21 protein-coding genes are annotated in these 20,861 nt (G+C 52.4%); 13 read left to right on the top strand and 8 right to left on the bottom strand.

Features of this window, described 5'->3' with window-relative positions; translation table 11 throughout:
- Positions 1-35 precede the first annotated feature (35 nt).
- A complete protein-coding gene (uraA, locus tag RIN69_RS16550; RefSeq protein WP_313853138.1) occupies positions 36-1,319 on the top strand; it encodes a uracil permease in 1,284 nt (427 codons plus the stop codon).
- 89 nt (positions 1,320-1,408) lie between these two features.
- The gene (gene hda, locus RIN69_RS16545; protein ID WP_313853137.1) at positions 1,409-2,116 is read left to right on the top strand and encodes a DnaA inactivator Hda; all 708 of its coding nucleotides are present in this window, start codon (positions 1,409-1,411) and stop codon (positions 2,114-2,116) included.
- A 36-nt stretch (positions 2,117-2,152) separates the two neighbouring features.
- Here the strand turns inward: hda and arsC are convergent, their stop codons facing one another.
- Both arsC and bepA read right to left on the bottom strand, forming a co-directional pair.
- Complete coding sequence (arsC, locus tag RIN69_RS16540; RefSeq protein WP_313853135.1) at positions 2,153-2,500, bottom strand: arsenate reductase (glutaredoxin); 348 nt, start codon at positions 2,498-2,500, stop codon at positions 2,153-2,155.
- A gap of 10 nt (positions 2,501-2,510) precedes the next feature.
- Positions 2,511-3,977, bottom strand: a complete 1,467-nt coding sequence (gene bepA, locus RIN69_RS16535; RefSeq protein WP_313853134.1) for a beta-barrel assembly-enhancing protease — start codon at positions 3,975-3,977, stop codon at positions 2,511-2,513.
- A gap of 45 nt (positions 3,978-4,022) precedes the next feature.
- Here bepA and RIN69_RS16530 point away from each other — a divergent pair, with 45 nt between their 5' ends.
- From RIN69_RS16530 to RIN69_RS16520, 3 genes are all read left to right on the top strand, one after another.
- On the top strand, positions 4,023-4,217 hold the full coding sequence (locus tag RIN69_RS16530) for a hypothetical protein (RefSeq protein WP_313853132.1): 195 nt from the start codon (positions 4,023-4,025) through the stop codon (positions 4,215-4,217).
- Between the two features lie 49 nt (positions 4,218-4,266).
- Positions 4,267-5,838: a sensor domain-containing diguanylate cyclase gene (locus tag RIN69_RS16525; RefSeq protein ID WP_313853131.1), complete on the top strand. Its 1,572-nt coding sequence runs from the start codon at positions 4,267-4,269 to the stop codon at positions 5,836-5,838.
- Positions 5,839-5,978: 140 nt separating this feature from the next.
- The gene (locus RIN69_RS16520) at positions 5,979-7,061 is read left to right on the top strand and encodes an AI-2E family transporter (RefSeq protein ID WP_313853129.1); all 1,083 of its coding nucleotides are present in this window, start codon (positions 5,979-5,981) and stop codon (positions 7,059-7,061) included.
- A gap of 82 nt (positions 7,062-7,143) precedes the next feature.
- Here the strand turns inward: RIN69_RS16520 and bcp are convergent, their stop codons facing one another.
- Complete coding sequence (bcp, locus tag RIN69_RS16515) at positions 7,144-7,611, bottom strand: thioredoxin-dependent thiol peroxidase (RefSeq protein ID WP_313853127.1); 468 nt, start codon at positions 7,609-7,611, stop codon at positions 7,144-7,146.
- Complete coding sequence (locus RIN69_RS16510) at positions 7,589-8,182, bottom strand: glycine cleavage system transcriptional repressor (RefSeq protein ID WP_313853126.1); 594 nt, start codon at positions 8,180-8,182, stop codon at positions 7,589-7,591. The genes bcp and RIN69_RS16510 overlap by 23 nt, the downstream gene beginning before the upstream one ends.
- A 158-nt stretch (positions 8,183-8,340) precedes the next feature.
- Between RIN69_RS16510 and dapA the strand changes: the two genes are divergently transcribed.
- From dapA to ypfH, 6 genes are all read left to right on the top strand, one after another.
- Positions 8,341-9,219: a 4-hydroxy-tetrahydrodipicolinate synthase gene (gene dapA / locus RIN69_RS16505; protein ID WP_313853125.1), complete on the top strand. Its 879-nt coding sequence runs from the start codon at positions 8,341-8,343 to the stop codon at positions 9,217-9,219.
- Positions 9,220-9,233: 14 nt separating this feature from the next.
- Entirely contained in the window at positions 9,234-10,268 is a 1,035-nt protein-coding gene (bamC, locus tag RIN69_RS16500) for an outer membrane protein assembly factor BamC (protein WP_313853124.1), read from the top strand.
- A gap of 124 nt (positions 10,269-10,392) precedes the next feature.
- Positions 10,393-11,106, top strand: coding sequence for a phosphoribosylaminoimidazolesuccinocarboxamide synthase (gene purC / locus RIN69_RS16495; protein ID WP_313853123.1), 714 nt, complete (start codon positions 10,393-10,395; stop codon positions 11,104-11,106).
- Between the two features lie 139 nt (positions 11,107-11,245).
- Positions 11,246-12,100, top strand: coding sequence for a KPN_02809 family neutral zinc metallopeptidase (gene ypfJ / locus RIN69_RS16490; protein WP_313853122.1), 855 nt, complete (start codon positions 11,246-11,248; stop codon positions 12,098-12,100).
- Positions 12,101-12,132: 32 nt separating this feature from the next.
- Positions 12,133-14,103 (top strand): tRNA(Met) cytidine acetyltransferase TmcA, encoded by a 1,971-nt coding sequence (locus RIN69_RS16485; protein WP_313853121.1) that lies wholly within the window; start codon positions 12,133-12,135, stop codon positions 14,101-14,103.
- 80 nt (positions 14,104-14,183) lie between these two features.
- Positions 14,184-14,882: an esterase gene (gene ypfH, locus RIN69_RS16480; protein WP_313857775.1), complete on the top strand. Its 699-nt coding sequence runs from the start codon at positions 14,184-14,186 to the stop codon at positions 14,880-14,882.
- A 46-nt stretch (positions 14,883-14,928) separates the two neighbouring features.
- Here the strand turns inward: ypfH and RIN69_RS16475 are convergent, their stop codons facing one another.
- From RIN69_RS16475 to RIN69_RS16465, 3 genes are read right to left on the bottom strand one after another with little or no spacing between them, the layout of a single operon-like run.
- The gene (locus RIN69_RS16475; protein WP_313853120.1) at positions 14,929-15,117 is read right to left on the bottom strand and encodes a YpfN family protein; all 189 of its coding nucleotides are present in this window, start codon (positions 15,115-15,117) and stop codon (positions 14,929-14,931) included.
- Between the two features lie 24 nt (positions 15,118-15,141).
- A complete protein-coding gene (gene dapE / locus RIN69_RS16470) occupies positions 15,142-16,269 on the bottom strand; it encodes a succinyl-diaminopimelate desuccinylase (RefSeq protein ID WP_313853119.1) in 1,128 nt (375 codons plus the stop codon).
- 1 nt (position 16,270) lies between these two features.
- A complete protein-coding gene (locus RIN69_RS16465) occupies positions 16,271-16,654 on the bottom strand; it encodes an ArsC family reductase (protein ID WP_313853118.1) in 384 nt (127 codons plus the stop codon).
- Between the two features lie 318 nt (positions 16,655-16,972).
- On the opposite strand from RIN69_RS16465, the gene RIN69_RS16460 reads away from it, so the two are divergent.
- Together RIN69_RS16460 and ypfM are read left to right on the top strand one after the other, a co-directional pair.
- Positions 16,973-17,125, top strand: a complete 153-nt coding sequence (locus RIN69_RS16460; RefSeq protein ID WP_313853117.1) for a Hok/Gef family protein — start codon at positions 16,973-16,975, stop codon at positions 17,123-17,125.
- A 413-nt stretch (positions 17,126-17,538) separates the two neighbouring features.
- Entirely contained in the window at positions 17,539-17,598 is a 60-nt protein-coding gene (ypfM, locus tag RIN69_RS16455; RefSeq protein ID WP_101505280.1) for a protein YpfM, read from the top strand.
- A gap of 99 nt (positions 17,599-17,697) precedes the next feature.
- On the opposite strand, the gene acrD is transcribed toward ypfM, so the two are convergent.
- The gene (gene acrD, locus RIN69_RS16450) at positions 17,698-20,814 is read right to left on the bottom strand and encodes a multidrug efflux RND transporter permease AcrD (protein ID WP_313853115.1); all 3,117 of its coding nucleotides are present in this window, start codon (positions 20,812-20,814) and stop codon (positions 17,698-17,700) included.
- Positions 20,815-20,861 lie beyond the last annotated feature (47 nt).

Genomic DNA, 20,861 nt, shown 5'->3' with positions numbered 1-20,861 from the left:
TTTTTATGGCAAAAATAACATCTCAAGGGGATACCATGACTCGTCGCGCCATCGGCGTTAGTGAGCGGCCACCGCTGCTCCAGACCATTCCACTCAGTTTCCAGCATCTGTTTGCCATGTTTGGCGCTACGGTGCTGGTGCCGATTCTGTTTCATATCAATCCGGCAACGGTGCTGCTGTTTAACGGTATTGGCACGCTGCTGTACCTGTTTATCTGTAAAGGCAAAATTCCCGCTTATCTTGGTTCCAGCTTCGCCTTTATTTCTCCGGTACTGTTACTGTTACCGCTGGGTTACGAAGTGGCGCTGGGTGGTTTTATTATGTGCGGCGTGCTGTTTTGCCTGGTGGCGCTGATTGTGAAAAAAGCCGGTACCGGCTGGCTGGATGTGATGTTTCCGCCAGCGGCAATGGGCGCAATCGTCGCGGTCATCGGGCTGGAACTGGCGGGAGTGGCTGCCAATATGGCCGGCCTGCTGCCCGCGGATGGCAGTTCTGCCGACAGCAAAACCGTGATTATCTCGCTGGTAACGCTGGCGGTGACGATTTTTGGCTCGGTCCTGTTTCGCGGTTTTATGGCGATAATCCCGATTCTGATTGGTGTGCTGGTTGGTTATGCGTTGTCATTTGTACTGGGCATTGTTGACTGGACGCCGGTGCGCGATGCGCCATGGTTCGCGCTGCCAACGTTCTATACGCCACGCTTTGAGTGGTTTGCCATCTTTACCATTTTGCCTGCGGCGCTGGTAGTGATTGCCGAGCACGTTGGTCACCTGGTGGTGACGGCGAATATCGTTAAAAAAGACCTGATGAAAGATCCGGGCCTGCATCGTTCGATGTTTGCTAACGGTATCTCGACCGTATTCTCCGGTTTCTTTGGCTCAACGCCGAATACCACTTACGGCGAGAACATTGGCGTGATGGCGATTACCCGCGTTTACAGTACCTGGGTCATTGGCGGTGCGGCAATTCTGGCGATTCTGCTTTCCTGCGTGGGTAAACTGGCCGCCGCGATTCAGGTGATTCCGGTTCCGGTGATGGGCGGTGTATCACTGTTGTTGTACGGAGTTATCGGTGCCTCCGGTATTCGGGTACTGATCGAATCGAAAGTGGACTACAGCAAAGCGCAAAACCTGATCCTGACCTCGGTGATCCTGATTATCGGCGTCAGCGGTGCGAAAGTGCACATTGGTGCGGCAGAACTGAAAGGGATGGCGCTGGCGACCATTGTTGGCGTCGGATTAAGCCTGATCTTCAAAGCGATCAGTGTGCTGCGCCCGGAAGAAGAGGTGCTGGATGCGGAAGATGATTCGCCGCATTGATCGACCAGTGGGCAGCTCAGGCTGCCCATTTCATTTAAAGACAGAAGTTGTGATAAACTTTTGCTGTTTTCTGCCCGTTCACACTTGAGGTGCTTCTGAACACGCCGGCACAGCTTTCATTGCCACTCTATTTGCCCGACGACGAAACCTTTGCCAGCTTCTGGCCAGGGGAGAATCCGTCGCTACTGGCTGCGCTAAAAGGCGCGCTGCATCAGGAACATGGCAGTTATTTCTACTTCTGGTCACGCGAAGGCGGTGGGCGCAGTCATTTGCTGCATGCCGCTTGCGCGGAGCTTTCGGCACAGGGCGAAGCGGTCGGTTATGTTCCGCTTGATAAACGCACCTGGTTTGTGCCCGAAGTGCTGGATGGTATGGAGCAACTGGCGCTGATATGCATCGATAATATTGAATGCATCGCGGGTGATGAGCTGTGGGAGATGGCGATCTTCGATCTGTATAACCGGATTCTCGAAACCGGCAAAACACGGTTGTTGATTACCGGCGATCGTCCGCCGCGTCAGCTTAATCTGAAACTGGCCGATCTCGCGTCACGCCTCGACTGGGGGCAGATTTACAAGCTGCAACCGCTCTCCGATGAAGACAAGCTGCAGGCGCTTAAGCTGCGCGCAGACCTGCGCGGTTTTGAACTGCCGGAAGATGTCGGTCGCTTTCTGCTGAAACGGCTGGATCGTGAAATGCGCACGTTATTTGATACGCTGGATAAGCTCGATCGCGCCTCCATCAGTGCTCAGCGTAAGCTGACCATTCCCTTTGTTAAAGAGACGCTCGATCTATAGTGCCGGAGGCGCAAGCCTCCGACTGAGAGTACAATCCTACAGAATTTCCAGCACTTGCTCAGGTGGGCGACCGATACGCGCCTGGCCGTTAGCCACCACAATTGGGCGTTCGATCAGCTTTGGATGATCGATCATTGCCTGTAACAGCTGTGCTTCACTTAGAGATGCATCTGCCAGATTCAGCTGCTTATACTGCTCCTCTTTATTACGCAGCAGTTGACGTGCGCTATTAAACCCTAACTGTTGCAGCAAAGACTTGAGCGTGGCTTCATCCGGCGGCGTATCGAGATAGAGCACCACTTCGGGTGTAACTCCGTGCTGTTGCAACAGATTCAGGGTTTCCCGGCTCTTTGAACAGCGCGGATTATGATAAATAGTGACCATCGATTTTCCCTTACGATTTTGAATACTGGCGGAAGCGCTGCTGTAACTGACGTAGCTGATCGATTCGCGCGTCATAACGTGCCTGCTTCAGGCTTCCCAGTGGAACTTGTGAACTGGCACCGCTCAGAGTGGTAATCGCTTGATCGAGGCGACCGGCCAGTGCCAGACCTTCGGCACGTGCCGACAACTCTTCATCACGCAGCCCCTGCGCAGCCGAGGCCTGCGCCAGTAAATCCCAGCCGTTAGGATCGTTAGGATGCGCCCAGGTGTAGCGATTAAGAATGCGGCTGGCGGCGGCAGGCTGTTTAGCTTCGACATAGGCATTCGCCAGGTTAAGTTGCAGCACCGGATTGCTGGCGGAGGCGCTGACGGCAGTCAGGCGTTTAATCGCCTGCGGAGCCTGATTCAGCCCGATATCAATATCGGTCATAATATCGAGATACCAGACATTGCCGGGCTGTTTCGCCAGCAGCGGTTCGATAATACGTTTAGCATTGGCGTAACTTTGTGCCTGAAGAAACTGAATCGCTTTGCCGTATTGCGCCGCCTGCTGTGCACGGATATTGCCCTTTTCCCAGCTTTCCAGCAGATCGTCATTCAGCTGATTGCGGCCGGTTGAGTACATGCCGAGTGCGCGCACTTTAGCCATATAAAAATCCTGTGAAGACTCCACCACTACCTGACGCATCTGATTAGCACGGTTACGCGCATCGGCCAGACGGCTATCGGGTAAGGGGTGCGTCAGCAGAATTTCCGGTGGTTTAGAAGCGTAACGTGACTGATCGGCCAGCTTTTGCAGAAATTCTGGCATCGCTTGTGGATCGAAGCCCGAACGCTGTAATACCTGGAGGCCGATACGGTCGGCTTCCTGCTCGTTATTTTGCGTAAAACTGATCACGCCCTGACGAGAGCCGGCCAATGTACCGGTCAGCGCCGCCATTCCTGCCTGCGGATTGGCCATGGCCAGTAAAATGGAACCGAGTGCGCCAACCCAGGTGAGCGGTGCATTGCGCTGCTGTTCTTCCATTGCGCGCGCGAGATGGCGCTGGGTAACGTGAGAGATCTCATGCGCCATCACCGACGCCAGCTGACTTTCATTATCGGCATAGCGAAACAGCGCCGAATGCAGTACTACGTTACCGCCAAAAAAGGCAAAGGCGTTAATTTCGTCGTTACGGATTAAGTAGAAGTTAAACGGGGTACGCACTGAATTGGCGTGTGATACCAGCCGTTGACCCAACTGATTGATGTAGTCATTAAGCAGCGGATCGTTAATCAGGGGCGCGCTGGCGCGCAGCTGGCGGACATAAAAATCCCCCATTTGCAGCTCCTGATTTATCGACAGTGTTCCACCCGCGGTGGTGCCAATATCCGGCAGTGAATCGACCATATTATCAGCCCGGGAAGGGATGACACTGCTTGCCAGCAGTGTCGCGATTAATGAAGCGACCAGACTTTTCTTCAACCGGTTAAACATGCATCAGTCCCATAACTAGAAAGTAGTGTTTTGACAGGCCGCAGGATGAAACGTTCTTCGATTGCTGCACTGACGTTTCGCACTCAGACCAACAGTTTAGCGACAGCGGTGCAGGAAAGGAATCCTGCGATTAGCCGCACCGGACCGCTAAAGCTATTTGCAGTAAAAGCTAAGGCAGGCTTACAATTATACGGTGCTTTACCAGGGCATACACCGCATCCAAATCAACGCGCAAAATAAATTTATACTAAGGCGCTACCATTATGTTCAGCAAAATTAAGGTAAGTCTATGTTGAGGCTGTTACGGCCAAAAACCGACTTACGTACCCTGATTACTCTGCTTGCCATTGCCAGCATCGTGATCACCCTGGCTAATTCTCTTTATGCCACATGGCGCGTGCAGCGCGATTTGTTGATTAATAATACTCTTGAGTCGAATCGGGTGTACGCCACCAAGCTGGCGGCCACCACCGAAATTTTCTTCCAGCTGGCGCAATCACAACTCGCTTACAGCGCCAAAATGCTGAGTGATGGTCTTGATGACAAAAGCGCGTTGCAGGGAGAGGTCGACCGTTTGCGCGAACAGACTGCCAGTTTTAACTCGGTAGTGATTGTCGATGCGCATAGCCAGGTTCGTGCCATTTCACCGGAGTCGCTGAAGCTGGAAGGGATGCAGTTGACCACTGAGACTGCGCGTCAGGCGCTGAAGGAGCGTAAGCCACTTATCAGCCAGCCAGCAATCTCGGCGGCGAATAATTTGATGGTGTTTGTCTCCACGCCGATCTGGTCAAAGGATGGCACCTATCTGGGATATATTGGCGGCGCGCTCTATCTGAAGAAAAAAAGTATTATGAATGCGTTGCTGGGCGAACAATTTTATCGCGATGGCTCCTCGCTGTATGTGGTTGATAAGCAGAATCAGGTGCTTTATCACCAGAATGCACAATTGATTGGTCAGACGATTGAGCCGCTAATCAGCGAAGAGGATAAGCAGTCGCGCAGCAGTGGTTATCAGCAAATCACCCATCAGGGGAGTGAGCCGATGCTGGCGGGCTATGCTGTTGTGCCAGCTTCCGATTGGACGATCGTCGCGCTGAAACCGACGCAGTCGACGCTGAATCCGTTAACCAGCTTGTTATTTAAGGTATTAAAGCATTCGGTGCCGTTTGCACTGTTGACCCTGATTGCCGCATGGCTTCTGGCAAGACTGATCGCGCTGCCACTGTGGCAACTGGCGCGTAAAGCCAGCCAGATGGATAATCAGGGGGTGTCGAATGAGATCGGCAGCATCCGATCCTGGTACTTTGAAGCGGCGCAGATTAAACGAGCATTGCTGGCCGGGATCGGTCTGTTACAGGATAAAATTGGCCGGTTAAAGTTTGAAGTGCAAACCGACCCGATGACGCAATTACTTAATCGTCGCGGCCTGAGTGCCGTGCTGGAATATTTCCTCACTACCCGGCAGGCTTTTGCCGTTCTGGCGCTGGATATTGACCATTTTAAACGCGTTAACGACACCTTTGGTCATGACGCCGGTGATGCAGTAATTATCCGCATAGCGCGCGAGCTGGAGCAGAGTTCGCGTCAGACCGATGTGGTATGCCGCAACGGTGGCGAAGAGTTTCTGATGATTCTGCCGGGTGCCGATAACGAGATGGCGCTGATGATTGCCGAACGCGTGCGTCAGCGGATTAACCAGTTGCAGATTGATCAACTGGAAAATATCTCGGTATCCATTGGCGTCTCATTATGGCAGCCCGATCACCAGAGTATCGAAGAGGTGTTTAAGGCGGCAGATGATGCGCTGTATCAGGCAAAAAAAGCCGGTCGCAACTGTGTGATTCGGGCTGCTGGACCGTAACCTCAGGTAACAGAACTGACGAGAGGTAAGGCCAGAAAGGTCTCAGAAAAGCAGGCATCCCTGCTTGCTGCCTTTCTGTTCGCCGTGCCTTTCAGGTACAATCCCGCCTGGTCCAAAATGAACTCAAGGAAGTAAATGTCATGCTGGCATTGTTAATACAGTGGTATCGCCGTCGTTTTAGCGATCCACAAGCCATAGCGTTGTTGATCATTTTGGTGGCCGCATTCTGTATTCTGTTCTTTTTTAACGGATTGCTGGCGCCACTGCTGGTGGCTTTGGTGCTGGCGTATCTGCTGGAATGGCCAACCGTCCGGCTGGAACGGTTAGGATGCTCGCGTAGCTGGGCGACCAGCATCGTGCTGACGATTTTTGCCGGTGTTCTACTGCTGATGGTGTTGGTGGTGGCGCCGGTGGCGTGGCAGCAGGGTATCAGCCTGACGCGCGATATGCCGAATATGCTGAATAAGCTTTATCACTTTGCTGCCGGTTTGCCGAAGCGTTTTCCGGCGCTGGTTGATGCGGGCATTATCGATATTATTGTCGAGAATTTGCGCAGTCGCCTGACCGACCTCGGCGAGTCGGTAGTGAAATACTCGTTGGCATCACTGGTCGGATTAATGACGCTGGCGATCTACCTGGTATTGGTTCCGCTAATGGTGTTCTTCCTGCTGAAAGATAAAGAGCAGATGCTTAACGCCGTGCGCCGCGTGCTGCCGCGTAATCGTGGGCTGGCAGGGCAGGTGTGGAGCGAGATGAATCAGCAGATCACCAATTACATCCGCGGTAAAGTGCTGGAGATGGTGGTAGTCGGTATTGCTACCTGGATCGGTTTCCTGGCGATTGGCCTTAACTATTCACTGCTGCTGGCGGTGCTGGTTGGCATCTCGGTGTTAATCCCTTATGTCGGCGCGCTGGTGGTGACGATTCCGGTGATTTGTGTTGGTCTGTTCCAGTGGGGGCTTGGCAGCGACTTCTGGACGATGATTATCGTCTATCTGATTATTCAGGCGCTGGACGGTAATTTACTGGTGCCGGTGCTGTTCTCCGAAGCGGTGAACCTGCATCCGTTGGTGATTATTCTTTCGGTAGTCATCTTCGGCGGGCTATGGGGATTCTGGGGCGTATTCTTTGCCATTCCGCTGGCAACGCTGGTGAAAGCGGTGGTACATGCCTGGCCTGATGGCATGCTGGTTGAAGAAGAAAACCGATCTCATTCAGACTGATGTAGAGGCGGCGTTCTCGCCGCCTGTGCCTGGCATCAGAACCGGAGCCGAAAACGGCTCCTCTACAGTAAAATCGCCCGTATCAGGCTGATTTCAGATATTCCATCACAATATCGTGGTGGTTGGTGGTTTTGAAATTATCGAACACTTTCTCAACCTTACCTTCACCGTCCAGCAGGAAACTGATGCGGTGTATGCCGTCGTAGGTTTTACCCATAAAGGTTTTTTCGCCCCAGACGCCAAACTGCTCGCTAACCTGGTGATCTTCATCAGAAAGTAGCGTGAAGTTCAGTAACTCTTTTTCGGCAAAACGAGACAATTTTTCAGCTTTATCGGTGCTGATACCCAGCACTTCGACACCTGATTTTTTCAACTCATCCATGTTATCGCGCAAGCCACAAGCCTGAACCGTACAGCCCGGCGTCATCGCTTTGGGGTAGAAATAGACCAATACGCGCTGTCCCTGGAAGTCGGCCAAATTTACTTGTTCGCCGTCTTGATCGGGCAAGCTAAATTTCGGTGCAAAATCACCGGCTTTCAGTGGATTCATCACTACTCTCCGTTTTTTCTTCATGCTGTGGGTAATTCACGGCACTAATAGTGCCCTGAGCCAGCAGTTCTGTACATAGCTTGTTAAACGCTTGTTCAATAAATGATGCATCCTGGCTGGCAGGACTGTGCGCAGTAATCTGAATATAGAGCAACGGCGGCTGATTTTCTTCTGCTGGCTGAGTGCGTGACACCAGCTCAGCGATATTCATTTGATGAGAATAAAACAGATCGGTGAAGCGCTCGATGATATGGGGTGAGTCGGTGACTTCCACCTGCACCCGTACCGTTGAGGGCATCGCCGGACGGCTGCTGGCGTTGGTACGCTTCATCACGATCAGCAACTCCAGTTCGGCGCCCTTCAGCGGCAGCGTTGATTCAATCAGCGTAATCGCATTCCAGCTGCCGGAAAGAAACATGATAAAGGTAAACTCATCGCCGAGCATCGCAAGCCGACTGTCTTCAATATTGCAGCCACAGCTGCTGACATGTCGGGTAATGGTATTGACAATTCCTGGGCGATCAACGCCCAGAGCGGTAATGACCAAATGATGTTGCTGTGACTGCGGCAAAATGATACGTCCTGTCCGTCATGGTGATTAGCAATAGTAATAACCTTAAGGTAAACATAAAAAATACCCTCTGCCAAGCGCCTCTGTCCTGTTGTCTGCTTGCTTTTCAATGCCCGTCAAACGTACCATGAAGGACTTGTTTGTGGAGGGGATGGCCAATGTTCACGGGAAGTATTGTTGCGCTCGTTACGCCGATGGATGACAAAGGTAATGTCTGCCGGGCGAGTCTGAAGAAACTGATTGATTATCATGTCGCTAGCGGCACTGCGGCGATTGTATCTGTGGGGACCACTGGTGAATCTGCTACCCTCAGCCATGAAGAACATGGTGATGTGGTAATGCAAACGCTGGATCTGGCTGATGGCCGTATTCCAGTGATTGCCGGAACCGGTGCAAATGCCACCGCAGAAGGCATCTCTCTTACCAAACGCTTCGAAAATTCAGGTGTTGTCGGCTGCCTGACCGTCACACCGTACTACAATCGTCCGACTCAGGAAGGGTTGTATCAGCACTTTAAAGCGATTGCGGAAAGTACTTCTCTGCCGCAGATGCTGTATAACGTTCCTTCTCGTACCGGCTGCGATATGCTGCCAGAAACGGTTGGCCGTCTGGCCAGGATAAAAAATATTATCGGGATTAAAGAAGCGACCGGGAACTTATCGCGGGTCAGTCAGATCCAAGAGCTGGTTGATAAAGACTTTGTGCTGGTAAGCGGCGATGACGCTTCGGCACTGGACTTTATGCAACTGGGCGGTCAGGGCGTGATCTCGGTAACGGCAAACATCGCTGCACGTGAAATGGTTGAACTCTGTGCGCTTGCGCAGCAGGGTAATTTTGCTGAAGCGCGCCGCCTAAACCAGCGCCTGATGCATCTGCATCAGAAGTTATTTGTTGAACCGAATCCTATCCCGGTGAAATGGGCCGCGAAGAAGTTAGGATTAATAGCAACCGATACGCTGCGTCTTCCAATGACGCCAATAACCGACGCCGGGCGTCCGGTTGTGGAGCAGGCGCTCAAGCATGCGGGTCTGCTGTAAATTAGGGAGATTTGATGGCTTACTCAGTAAAGAAGTCCACGGTAATTAAAGTTGTTGGACTGTCAACGGTGATGCTGCTTGCAGCTTGTTCCAATGATCAACGCTATAAGCGTCAGGTCAGTGGTGATGAGTCATATTTGCAGGCGACCGAACTGAAAGATTTAACCGCACCAGCAGGAATGCTTCTGCCGCTGCAAAACGGCGAATATGATATCGCGACCACTACCAGTAAAGGCGCGGTTGGCAAACAGCTTGATATCCGTCCACCGGCCCAGCCTCTGGCGCTGATGAACGGTACCCGCACCCAGTTTACCGGCAATACCGGTATGCTGATGCTGGAGAGCAGCCGTAATGGTTCTATCTGGCCGCAGGTAGTGAATGTGGTTCAGTCGTATAAGTTCCCGATTGCCGATCGTCAGGATGCCAGCCAACAGCTGACTACCGACTGGGTACAGTGGAATCGTGCCGATGAAGATAATCAGTACCGTGGCCGCTATCAGATCAGCGTGCAACAGCAGGGTTATCAGCAAGCGCTGACGGTGCGACTGCTTCAACTGCAGCAGCAGGACAAAGACGTTACCTCACCGGTGCAAATTCAGCGTTATACCGCGCAGATGCTTAACGATATCAGTACCGGTTTAGATAAGATGGAATCCGCGCAGCAAGATGCGTCGGCAAATCGCAGCGTCTCGCAGATCGATGTGCAGAGCGGCGCTGATGAAACCGGCTTGCCAAATCTGATTCTGCGCGCACCGTTCAATGCGGTCTGGCAGCATCTGCCAGATGCACTGAAGCGTGCAGGAATGGAAGTGAAAGACAGCAACCGTTCTCAGGGTAGCCTGTCAGTGGCCTATAAGGCACCAGGCAGCAGCCATTGGGATCAGCTGGGCGCGAAGGATCCTGAGTTGCCGAATGGTGATTACAAACTGCAAGTGGGTGATTTAGATAACCGCAGTAGCCTGCAGTTTATCAACCCGAAAGGGCAACCGCTCACGCAGTCTCAGAATGACGCGCTGGTCGCCGTATTCCAGGCGGCATTCAGCAAGTAAATCAGAGGGCCGGATCACTCCGGCCTTTTTTCATTGTGAAAATAATTTAGTCGACGCAGGGGCAAACTTTTTCCGCCCGTGCAGATGTAAAGCAACACTTCTATCACGTTTGGAGTTAATCAAGATGCAAAAGCAAGCTGAGTTGTATCGCGGCAAAGCGAAAACCGTTTACAGCACCGAAAATCCGGATCTGCTGATACTCGAATTCCGCAACGATACGTCAGCAGGAGACGGTGCGCGTATTGAGCAGTTCGATCGCAAGGGTATGGTCAATAATAAGTTTAACCACTTTATTATGACCAAACTTGAGGAAGCAGGTATCCCGACGCAAATGGAAGCGCTGCTGTCCGATAACGAAGCACTGGTGAAAAAGCTGGAAATGGTGCCGGTTGAATGCGTTATTCGTAACCGTGCCGCAGGATCGCTGGTAAAACGCCTCGGCGTGGAAGAGGGCATTGCGCTGAATCCACCGCTGTTCGATCTGTTCCTGAAAGATGACGCCAAACACGATCCAATGGTCAACGAGTCTTACTGCGAAACCTTTGGTTGGGTTAACAAAGAGAATCTGGCACGTATGCGCGAGCTGACTTATCAGGCTAACGACGTGTTGAGCAAGTTATTCTCTGATGCCGGCCTGATTCTGGTTGATTTCAAACTGGAATTTGGTCTGTTCAATGGTGAAGTGGTGCTGGGCGATGAATTTTCTCCCGATGGCGCACGCCTGTGGGACAAAGAAACCATGGCTAAAATGGACAAAGACCGTTTCCGCCAGAGCCTGGGCGGTGTGGTTGAAGCCTATGAAGAAGTTGCACAGCGTCTGGGCGTAAAATTAGACTAGCCGCGCAATCGTTTCCCTTTCTGCAATTTTCATCGAGGCCGGTTAATCCCGGCCTCTGTTTTTGCATCAGCTGTGGTTATTCAATCGCGGCGCGACTAAAATCCCTGTAATAAGCCAAAAAAAAATACAGGGGTAAGTTATGCGTTGGCAAGGGCGTCGCGAAAGCGACAATGTGGAAGATCGCCGTAATCAGTCGCCATCAATGGGTGGTGGCCGCATGCGCATCCCTCGTGGCAAAGGGGGTATTGCGCTGCTGATTATTGTGATGGTCGCCGGCTATTACGGCTATGATCTGACGCCATTATTAACCGGTGGCGAACCTGCAACCCAGCAATCCTCCCAGCAGCACGTTAGCCCTAAAGACGACGAGGCGGCAAAATTTACTTCAGTGATATTTGCCACGACTGAAGATACCTGGCAAAAGTTATTTCAGCAGATGGGCAAAGAGTGGAAGTCTCCAACGCTGGTGATGTACCGTAATCAGACCTCAACTGCCTGCGGTACCGGGCAGTCGGCGATGGGTCCCTTCTACTGTCCGGCTGACCAGAAGGTGTATATCGATCTCTCTTTCTACGACGAAATGAAAAATAAACTGGGTGCAGACGGTGATTTTGCTCAGGGCTACGTGGTTGCCCACGAAGTCGGCCACCATGTGCAGAAGCTGTTAGGTATCGAACCAAAAGTGCGTCAGATGCAGCAGAATGCTTCACAAAAACAGGCGAACCAATTGTCGGTAAAAATGGAGTTGCAGGCTGACTGCTTTGCTGGCGTCTGGGGGCACTATATGCAGCAGGAACAGGTGCTGGAGCCGGGCGATCTGCAGGAAGCGCTGAACGCCGCTGAAGCCATTGGCGATGACCGCTTGCAACAGCGGAGTCAGGGGCGAGTGGTGCCGGACAGCTTCACCCACGGTACTTCAGAGCAGCGCTACAGCTGGTTTAAACGTGGTTTCGACAGTGGCGACCCGGGTCAGTGTAATACCTTCGGCAGCTGATTTTGAGGCAGCGTGTTGAAATAACGGCTGACATGCAGCAGAAAGGCGTGCGCCGCTTGCTGGTAATCAGCGGCGATGACGACTGGTGTCAGCAGCAGACTGAACAGTGGATGCAGTCGTTAGCGGGTGACTGGCTGTGGGTCAGTGAGATACCACAGTCAGGGCTTTGCTGCGCACCCGCCGCATTACGTACGCTGTTGGGGCAGGAGTTTCGCCATGCGGTGTTCGACGCGCGCGCCGGTTTTTATGCGGAAGCGTTCGCTGCACTGGCGGGCACTTTGGTTGCCGGAAGCTGGTTAATTTTATTGGTTCCCGAATGGGAGTCCTGGCCCGCCAAGCCTGATAATGACTCGCTGCGCTGGAATGATGCCTCCGGGGCGATTGCTGCGCCACAGTTCGTCACCCATCTTCAACGGGAGTTTTTAAGCGATGCAGACGTGGTGCTGTTGCGTCAGCACCATCCCTTTACGCTGTCACCGTTGCCAGCACTACCAGACTGGCAGCCGGATGGCGAACGGCAGCAGCAGCACATCTTACAGTCACTGCTTGACGCGCCACCCGGGGTATCAGTACTGACTGCGCCTCGCGGCCGGGGTAAATCAGCGCTGGCGGGGATGCTGGCGCAGCGCTGGCCGGGAAAATGCTGGGTTACCGCACCGGCAAAAATATCCACCGCCGTAATGGCACAGTTTGCCGGAGAAGCGTTTCATTTTTTCGCCCCTGATGCACTACTTGCCGGTTGTGAACAGCAATTTCCGGCTGATGTTGACTGGTTACTGATTGATGAAGCGGCGGCGATTCCGGCACCGGTATTACAGCGTTTAATCAGCTATTTTCCGCGCGTATTACTGACCACCACCGTGCAGGGCTATGAAGGCACCGGGCGCGGTTTTTTATTGAAATTTTGCGCCTCGTTACCGGATGCGCGATTCTGGACGCTCGATGCTCCGCTGCGTTGGGCGCAGCACGATCCGCTGGAACGAATTGTTGATGCCGGTCTGCTGTTTGACGATGCGGCAAGTGGCGATGTGGCAGGTGAAGTGGTTTTTCAGCCGCTTGAGCCTGCTGACTGGCAAACGCGGCCCCAACTGCTCACCGCCCTCTATCAACTGTTAGCCAGTGCTCACTATCGAACATCACCCCTCGACCTGCGCCGGATGATGGATGCGCAGGGGATGCATTTTCTCGCGGCTCAATGTCAGCAGCAGGTGTGCGGCGCGCTTTGGCTGGTGGATGAGGGCGGACTGCCGGCCGAACTGGCGGATGCCGTCTGGGCCGGCAAGCGTCGGCCACGTGGCAACCTGGTTGCTCAGTCGCTGGCGGCGCATGCCGGGCTGCCCGAAGCCGCACAGCTAAAATCGCGCCGCATCAGCCGGATAGCCATCACGCCGCAGCAACGACGGCAGGGGCTGGGTCGTCAAATGATCAAGCATTGCCTGACCAGCAATCGCGGGCTGGATTTTTTCTCGGTCAGTTTTGGTTATACCTGGGAATTATGGCAATTCTGGCAGGCCTGCGGATTTCAGCTGGCACGTATTGGCAGCCAGCGTGAAGCCAGCAGTGGTTGTTATACTGCGATGGCAATACTGCCGCTGACTCCGGCAGGTACAGCGCTGACAGCGCGCGCGGTTAAACGGCTGGCGCGAGACTATCGCTGGCTGCAGCAGCATATCGATCAAACAATCGCTATTGATATCGACCCGCAGCAAAGCTTTAACACGGATGACTGGCAGGAAGTGGCCGGATTCGCTTTCGCCAGCCGCCCATTTGAAGCTGCCGGCGCAGCACTTGAGCGCCTACTCAGCCTGTCGACGCTGGCACTTCCGGCGCTGCGTGGCGCTATCACTCAGCGCTTGCCTGATGCTGAGTTATGCCAGCGGCTGGCGTTATCCGGACGTAAATCATTGATTAAGCGCTGGCGACAGGAAGCGGGCGAGGCATTATTTGCCGCCGATCCGCACTCTGCCCAGCGCTGGCACCAGCGGCTGATGTTGTTGCAATAAATCCACTGTCTTGTTCAATTTTTCCCAATTTTCTTCCGCTAACAGAGGCGTATAGTCTTGGTTAATCTCAGGAGGAAATGATGAAACACGATTACTTTGTCGTCCAGAATCCCACCAACACCCCTGAACAGCTAATGTTATTATTTCATGGCGTTGGCGATAATCCGGTCGCAATGGGACAAATTGGTAGCTGGTTTGCCGAGGCCTTTCCGCAGGCGCTGGTTGTCAGCATCGGTAGCCCGCAAGTCAGTGAGTCGCAGGCTGGCAGGCAGTGGTTTGATGTACAAAGCATCACTGAACAGAACCGCCAGACGCGGGTCGATGAAAGTATGCCCACGTTTATCGCCGGCGTGCAGCACTGGCAGCAACAGAGCGGGATTAAGCCAGAAGCGAAAGCGCTGATCGGCTTTTCACAGGGAAGTATCATGGCACTGGAGGCGATCAAAGCACAACCGGGTTTAGCCGGAAGAGTGGTTGCGTTCAGTGGACGATTTGCATCGCTGCCCGAACAGGCTTCAACACTGACCACTGTTCATTTGATTCACGGTGAATACGATGAGACGATCGCTCTGCAGCACGCAGAGTCTGCTGAGCAGCGGCTTAGCGAGCTGGGAGGAGATGTCACGCTGGATATTGTTGAAGATCTGGCTCATGCCATCGATCAGCGTAGTATGCAGCTGGCGGTGGATCACTTACGCTATACCGTGCCTCGTCGTTATTTCGATCAGGCACTCAGCGGCGCGAAGCCGGGCGATGATGATGTGGTGACTTTACTTTAAGTGCTGTCCTCTCCCGTCGGGGAGAGGACAATCAGGCGCTTATTGGCTATTTCTTTTTCGGCCAGTCGTCTTCGTCATCCCATTTATCATTAAAATCACGATGCGGTGGCAGTTTGGGTCTGTTTTCCATAAACTTTTTATGGTCGATACGTTTCAGGTCTTTGTAGACGTTCATCAGTACGCCAACCATCAGTACGATCAGCAGAATCCACCAATACTCTTTGAACCATTCCATGATGCTTTCTCCCCAGCGTCGCGCTTAAGCGACCAGCTGTTCCATAATGCGTTGATACATGCGGCTTAGCAGTTGCAGATCGGAAGCCTTCACACATTCGTTGATTTTGTGGATAGTGGCATTCACCGGACCCAGCTCAACAACTTGTGCTCCCATCCGGGCGATAAAGCGACCGTCGGAAGTGCCACCGGTGGTCAGCAACTGCGGCTTAATTTCATTATAGTGCGTAACCGCATTCACTACTGCATCAACCAGCTTACCGCGTGAGGTCAGGAAAGGTTGACCTGAAAGTCTCCACTCCAGCGTGTAGCGCAGCTGATGACGTTGCAGCAGCTCTTCCACGCGCTGTTTAATCAATGCATCGGTCAGTTCGGTGCTGAAGCGGAAGTTAAACTGCACAAACAGTTCACCGGGAATCACATTGTTGCTGCCGGTTCCTGCCTGCACATTAGCAATTTGCATGCTGGTTGCCGGGAAGAATTCATTACCCTGATCCCATTCGGTGGCGACCAGCTCGTTTAACGCCGGAAGTGCGCGATGCACCGGATTATCCGCCAGATGCGGATAAGCAACGTGCCCCTGCACGCCATGCACCGTCAGGTTGGCGGTGATCGACCCGCGACGGCCATTTTTAACTACGTCACCCACGACTTCGGTGCTGGAAGGTTCGCCAACCAGGCAGTAGTCGAGACGCTCTTTACGCGCCATCAGTCTTTCGACCACTTTGACGGTGCCATTAGTGCCGCTGGCTTCTTCATCAGAGGTGATTAAAAACGCCAGACGTCCTTTATGATTCGGATTCGCAGCGACAAAACGCTCGGCTGCCACCACCATTGCCGCCAGTGACCCTTTCATATCCGCAGTGCCGCGACCAAACAGCATGCCGTCACGAATAGTGGGTTCGAAAGGAGGATTAATCCAGCGGCTGGCATCGCCGGTCGGCACAACATCAGTGTGGCCAGCAAATGCCAGCGTTTCACCCTGACCGCGCCATGCCCAAAAATTCAGCGTATCGTCGATGTTCATCGGCTCGATAGTGAAACCAATCGCCTGCAGGCGCTCAATCATGATGGCCTGGCATCCGGCATCATCCGGGCTAAGGGAAGGGCGACGAATGAGCTGCTGCGTCAGCTCAATGACCGGACAAAACATATTATGACTTCTCCTGAATAAACTGCTGATAAGTTGCTTCACTAAAACCCAGCAGCATAGAGCCGCTGGCGTCGCAGAGCAATGGGCGTTTAATGATGGCGGGTTGCTCCAGCATCAGTTGCCGTGCCGCATCCGCATTATCAATGCTATCACGTTGCGCTTCCGGCAGCTTACGCCAGGTGGTGCCACGGGTATTCAGTAATGCGTCATAGCCGAGTTTATCAATAAAAGTTTGCAGCAGGGCGGCGTCAAGACAATCGACGCGATAGTCATGAAACTGATAGTCAACTTCATGGCTTTCCAGGTAGCGGCGCGCTTTCTTAATGGTATCGCAGTTTTTAATGCCGTACATTTTCAGGGTGTTTTTCTGAGTTGAATTTGCCATAGTGAATAATACCTAAAATAATAGTTCGAATTATATTATATCAATCCTGACTAAAATGGTCATGTAATAACGTCGTCAGCTAATAAAATATTAATTGCGACATCGCTCGATTTTGCTGATTTATTAATGAAGTGACTAATGACGGCGATATAAGGAGTGAGGTAGCATTCTGTCGGGTGCCTGAAGCTGCTTGCTTCAGGCTTTACAGGAGCAGACAGAAGAAGGCCCCAGGTCAATTATCATCAACCTGAGGCCACTCCTGCACATCCAACAATGTCAGGATAGCCTCTTAACTGCAGAATTGCAACGGAGGTTCAGATGCTTAAAAAATATTTATTACAACGGCTGATTGTGCTTTGCCTGACAATATTGGCCGGCCTGTGGTTAATACGTGGCAGTTTATGTGAAGTACGTATTACTTATGGCAGTAATGAATATGCGGCGTTCTTGAACTACGAAGTTAAGCGCTAACCGCGGGCGGGGGAAACCCCGCCTGATTTATTGTGGTTGTCGGGGCTTCGGGCACCATTTATTATTTAATAATAATTTCCGTGCAAATTAATGAAATTGCCGTCTTGCCGGTGGGTTAGTATGTTAGCGGCTCGCATCACTGGTGCTGAAATCTGCTTTTTCTGTCAGCTCCTTCATTTTTTCAGTCAATTACAGAAGACGTTAGAGGCTAAGGTAATCAAGCTTATTATTATCATGCTGATGATTTAAATTGAAGAATAATTAATCACCTGTTTTGCTGATTTATTCAACTCCAAAACGACAGCGATTAAACATAATTATGATGGGTGGGATGACATCACAATTGCTTTATTAAAATGTTTTCCCGTGCAATCAGCAGGTGTATACTGGCGATAATAATAAGAGAGGATATCATGATTGATTTAGAACTGGGGAACTGGAAAGACTTTATCGAAGCAATGTTACGTAAGTAAGCTCTTCTTTATAAAAGCTGCGACGGTATCAATTGCTGTAAGCTCTGACCATCAGCTAACAGATTGAAGGCAGCCAGATTACTGGCTGCCTTTTAACTTTCAGGGCCTGACTTTCTCTTTCAGTGGAAAGCGTTGACGTACCACGACAAAAAACAGCGGCACGAAGAAGATCGCCAGAATAGTGGCAGAAATCATCCCGCCCATTACCCCGGTGCCAACCGCATGCTGGCTACCCGAACCGGCACCACTGCTGATCGCCATCGGTAATACGCCAAAAATAAATGCCAGTGAAGTCATCAGAATCGGTCGCAGCCGCTGACGTGAGGCCTCCAGCGTTGCCTCGATTAAATCGCGCCCTTTGGTATTCATTTCATTGGCAAATTCCACAATCAAAATCGCATTTTTTGCCGATAAACCAATTACCGTTAGCAGCCCGACCTGGAAATAGACATCGTTTTCCAGCCCGCGCATCCAGGTTGCAACCAGCGCGCCGAATACTCCAAGCGGCACCACCAGCATCACCGAGAACGGGATGGACCAGCTTTCATACAGCGCAGCCAGGCAGAGGAACACCACCAGCAGTGAAATGGCATACAGAGCCGGTGCCTGTGAACCGGACAGGCGCTCCTGGTACGATGCTCCGGTCCACTCAAAGCCAACGCCCAGTGGCAGCTGGCCGACCAGTTTTTCCATTACGTCCATTGCCGTGCCGGTACTGACACCGTTTGCTGCTTCACCGACAATCTGCAGAGCTGAATAGCCGTTATAACGTTCAAGTCGAGGAGAGCCTGTCTCCCATGAGGTTTTAGCAAAAGCGGTAAAAGGCACCATGCCGCCTGAGCTGTTACGCACATACCACTTGCTGATATCGTCAGGCAGCATGCGGAATTTTGCAGCCGCCTGTACATAAACTTTTTTTACCCGGCCGCGGTCAAGGAAGTCATTGACGTAGGTCGACCCCCAGCCGGTTTTTAGCGTGTTGTTAATATCATCGAGCGAGACACCCAGCGCCTGAGCCTTACGCTGATCGATATCGATACGTAATTGCGGACTGTCATCCAGACCATTGTGACGTACGCGCGCCAGATCCGGATTATTGCCCGCCATTTCCAGCAACCGATCGCGCATCTGCATCAGTTTGTCATGGCCCATTCCCGCGTGATCCTGCAGCTCCATATCAAAACCGGCGGAGTTACCCATGCCGGTGATGGCTGGTGGGCTGCTGGCGATCACGCGGGCTTCGTTAATTTTACTGAAGGCCTTAGTCGCACGTTCAATGATGGCAAAGGAGGTGCGGTCAGCGCCTGGGCGTTGGTCCCAGTCTTTCAGACGGACAAACAGACGCGCAACGTTCTGCCCGTTGCCGCCAGGACCAGAGCCAACCGTGGCAAATACCGACTGAATATTATTCTGCTCCTCGGTCATGTAATACTGCTCGACCTTCTGCACCACCTTCAGCGTTTGCTGCTGAGTCGAACCCGGTGGCAGCTGAACCTGAGTGGTGAATACGCCGCGATCTTCCAGCGGCAGAAATGAACCAGGCAGGCGCCAAAACAGCAACGCCATCATGCCGATGATGGCGATATACAGCAGCATCCAGCGGCCACTTTTCAGCAGAATTTTGGCGACGCCGCGTTCATAACGTTCGCTGCTGCTGTTAAATTTGCGGTTAAACCAGCCAAAAAAACCACGTCGCCCATGGTGATGGCCTTTCGCCAGGGGTTTCAGCATCGTGGCACACAGCGCCGGGGTCAGTACCATTGCCACCAGCACCGACAGCACCATTGCGGCGACGATGGTTATTGAGAACTGGCGATAAATAGCGCCGGTGGTGCCGCCAAAGAATGCCATCGGAACAAAGACTGCCGACAGCACCAGTGCGATACCGACCAGTGCGCTCTGAATCTGGCCCATTGATTTTCGTGTCGCCTCGCGCGGCGACAGGCCTTCTTCACTCATTATTCGCTCGACATTTTCCACTACCACAATGGCGTCGTCGACCAGCAGGCCTATTGCCAGTACCATCGCGAACATGGTCAGGGTATTGATACTAAAGCCGCAGATATACAGTACTGAGAAGGTACCGAGTAACACCACCGGCACGGCGATGGTTGGAATAATCGTGGCGCGGAAATTCTGTAAAAACAGATACATCACCAAAAATACCAGCAGCACCGCTTCAAATAACGTTTTCACCACGTCATTGATTGAGGCGGTAACAAACGGGGTAGTTTCAAAAGCGACTTTGGCTTCCAGTCCGCGTGGAAAAAAGTGTGACAGCTCTGCGATACGTGCTCGTACCAGCTTGTCAGTTTCCAGTTCATTGGCACCTGAGGCCAGCTTCACCCCCAGCCCGGAGGCGGCCTGGCCGTTATAGCGGCTGAGATAGTCATACTTCTCCGCGCCCAACTGCACTTCGGCGATATCGCCGAGCGTCACCACCGAGCCGTTCTGATTAGTGCGTAGGGTAATCGCTTTAAACTGCTCCGGCGTTTGCAGTAATGACTGAGAATTAATTGTGGCATTCAGTGTCTGATCGTCGACCGATGGCGTTCCACCTACCTGACCAACGGCAATTTGGCTGTTCTGCGAGCTGATGGCGTTGACCACATCTTCGGTGGTCAGGGAATAGTTAATCAGTTTGTTCGGGTCCAGCCAGATACGCATGGCATATTGTGAACCGTAGGCATCAACCTGGCCGACGCCACTGATACGGCTTAATGGGTCCTGGATGTTACTGGCAACATAATCAGCAATATCCTGCTTATCCATACTGCCGTCGGTCGAAACGAAAGCCAGCATCAGAATATTGGTGTCGCCGGTTTTATTAACCGTTACCCCCTGTTGCTGCACATCCTGCGGAAGTTTACGCAAGGCTGACTGAAGTTGGTTCTGCACCTGCTGACGTGCTTCATCCGGATTGGTTCCGGCATCAAAAGTCAGGGTGATCGTTGCCTGGCCGGTGTTGCTGCTTTGCGAAGACATATACATCAGATTATCGATGCCGGTCATACTTTGTTCGATAACCTGGGTAACGGTGTTTTCCAGCGTTTGCGCAGAGGCACCAGGATAGTTGGCGGTAATTCTCACATTGGGCGGTGCGAGGTCAGGATATTGCTCAACGGGAAGTGACATAATCGACAATACGCCGGTCAGACACATAATGATCGCCAAAACCCAGGCGAAAATCGGGCGATCAATGAAGAAATTCGCCATCGAATCAGAGCTCCTCAGCAGCGTTTAATCAAAATAGCAAAAAAAAA

The sequence above is a fragment of the Winslowiella toletana genome, from assembly GCF_032164335.1.
Taxonomy (GTDB): domain Bacteria; phylum Pseudomonadota; class Gammaproteobacteria; order Enterobacterales; family Enterobacteriaceae; genus Erwinia; species Erwinia toletana_A.
This window is presented reverse-complemented; position numbering and strand designations above follow the sequence as displayed.

What these genes read in the sequence shown, in the direction of transcription:
- uraA (WP_313853138.1), top strand. Translation starts at nt 36, where the DNA reads ATGACTCGTCGCGCCATCGGCGTTAGTGAGCGGCCACCGCTGCTCCAG.
- arsC (WP_313853135.1), bottom strand. Translation starts at nt 2,500, where the DNA reads ATGGTCACTATTTATCATAATCCGCGCTGTTCAAAGAGCCGGGAAACC.
- bepA (WP_313853134.1), bottom strand. Translation starts at nt 3,977, where the DNA reads ATGTTTAACCGGTTGAAGAAAAGTCTGGTCGCTTCATTAATCGCGACA.
- RIN69_RS16530 (WP_313853132.1), top strand. Translation starts at nt 4,023, where the DNA reads ATGAAACGTTCTTCGATTGCTGCACTGACGTTTCGCACTCAGACCAAC.
- RIN69_RS16525 (WP_313853131.1), top strand. Translation starts at nt 4,267, where the DNA reads ATGTTGAGGCTGTTACGGCCAAAAACCGACTTACGTACCCTGATTACT.
- RIN69_RS16520 (WP_313853129.1), top strand. Translation starts at nt 5,979, where the DNA reads ATGCTGGCATTGTTAATACAGTGGTATCGCCGTCGTTTTAGCGATCCA.
- bcp (WP_313853127.1), bottom strand. Translation starts at nt 7,611, where the DNA reads ATGAATCCACTGAAAGCCGGTGATTTTGCACCGAAATTTAGCTTGCCC.
- dapA (WP_313853125.1), top strand. Translation starts at nt 8,341, where the DNA reads ATGTTCACGGGAAGTATTGTTGCGCTCGTTACGCCGATGGATGACAAA.
- bamC (WP_313853124.1), top strand. Translation starts at nt 9,234, where the DNA reads ATGGCTTACTCAGTAAAGAAGTCCACGGTAATTAAAGTTGTTGGACTG.
- purC (WP_313853123.1), top strand. Translation starts at nt 10,393, where the DNA reads ATGCAAAAGCAAGCTGAGTTGTATCGCGGCAAAGCGAAAACCGTTTAC.
- ypfJ (WP_313853122.1), top strand. Translation starts at nt 11,246, where the DNA reads ATGCGTTGGCAAGGGCGTCGCGAAAGCGACAATGTGGAAGATCGCCGT.
- RIN69_RS16485 (WP_313853121.1), top strand. Translation starts at nt 12,133, where the DNA reads ATGCAGCAGAAAGGCGTGCGCCGCTTGCTGGTAATCAGCGGCGATGAC.
- ypfH (WP_313857775.1), top strand. Translation starts at nt 14,184, where the DNA reads ATGAAACACGATTACTTTGTCGTCCAGAATCCCACCAACACCCCTGAA.
- RIN69_RS16475 (WP_313853120.1), bottom strand. Translation starts at nt 15,117, where the DNA reads ATGGAATGGTTCAAAGAGTATTGGTGGATTCTGCTGATCGTACTGATG.
- dapE (WP_313853119.1), bottom strand. Translation starts at nt 16,269, where the DNA reads ATGTTTTGTCCGGTCATTGAGCTGACGCAGCAGCTCATTCGTCGCCCT.
- RIN69_RS16465 (WP_313853118.1), bottom strand. Translation starts at nt 16,654, where the DNA reads ATGGCAAATTCAACTCAGAAAAACACCCTGAAAATGTACGGCATTAAA.
- RIN69_RS16460 (WP_313853117.1), top strand. Translation starts at nt 16,973, where the DNA reads ATGCTTAAAAAATATTTATTACAACGGCTGATTGTGCTTTGCCTGACA.
- acrD (WP_313853115.1), bottom strand. Translation starts at nt 20,814, where the DNA reads ATGGCGAATTTCTTCATTGATCGCCCGATTTTCGCCTGGGTTTTGGCG.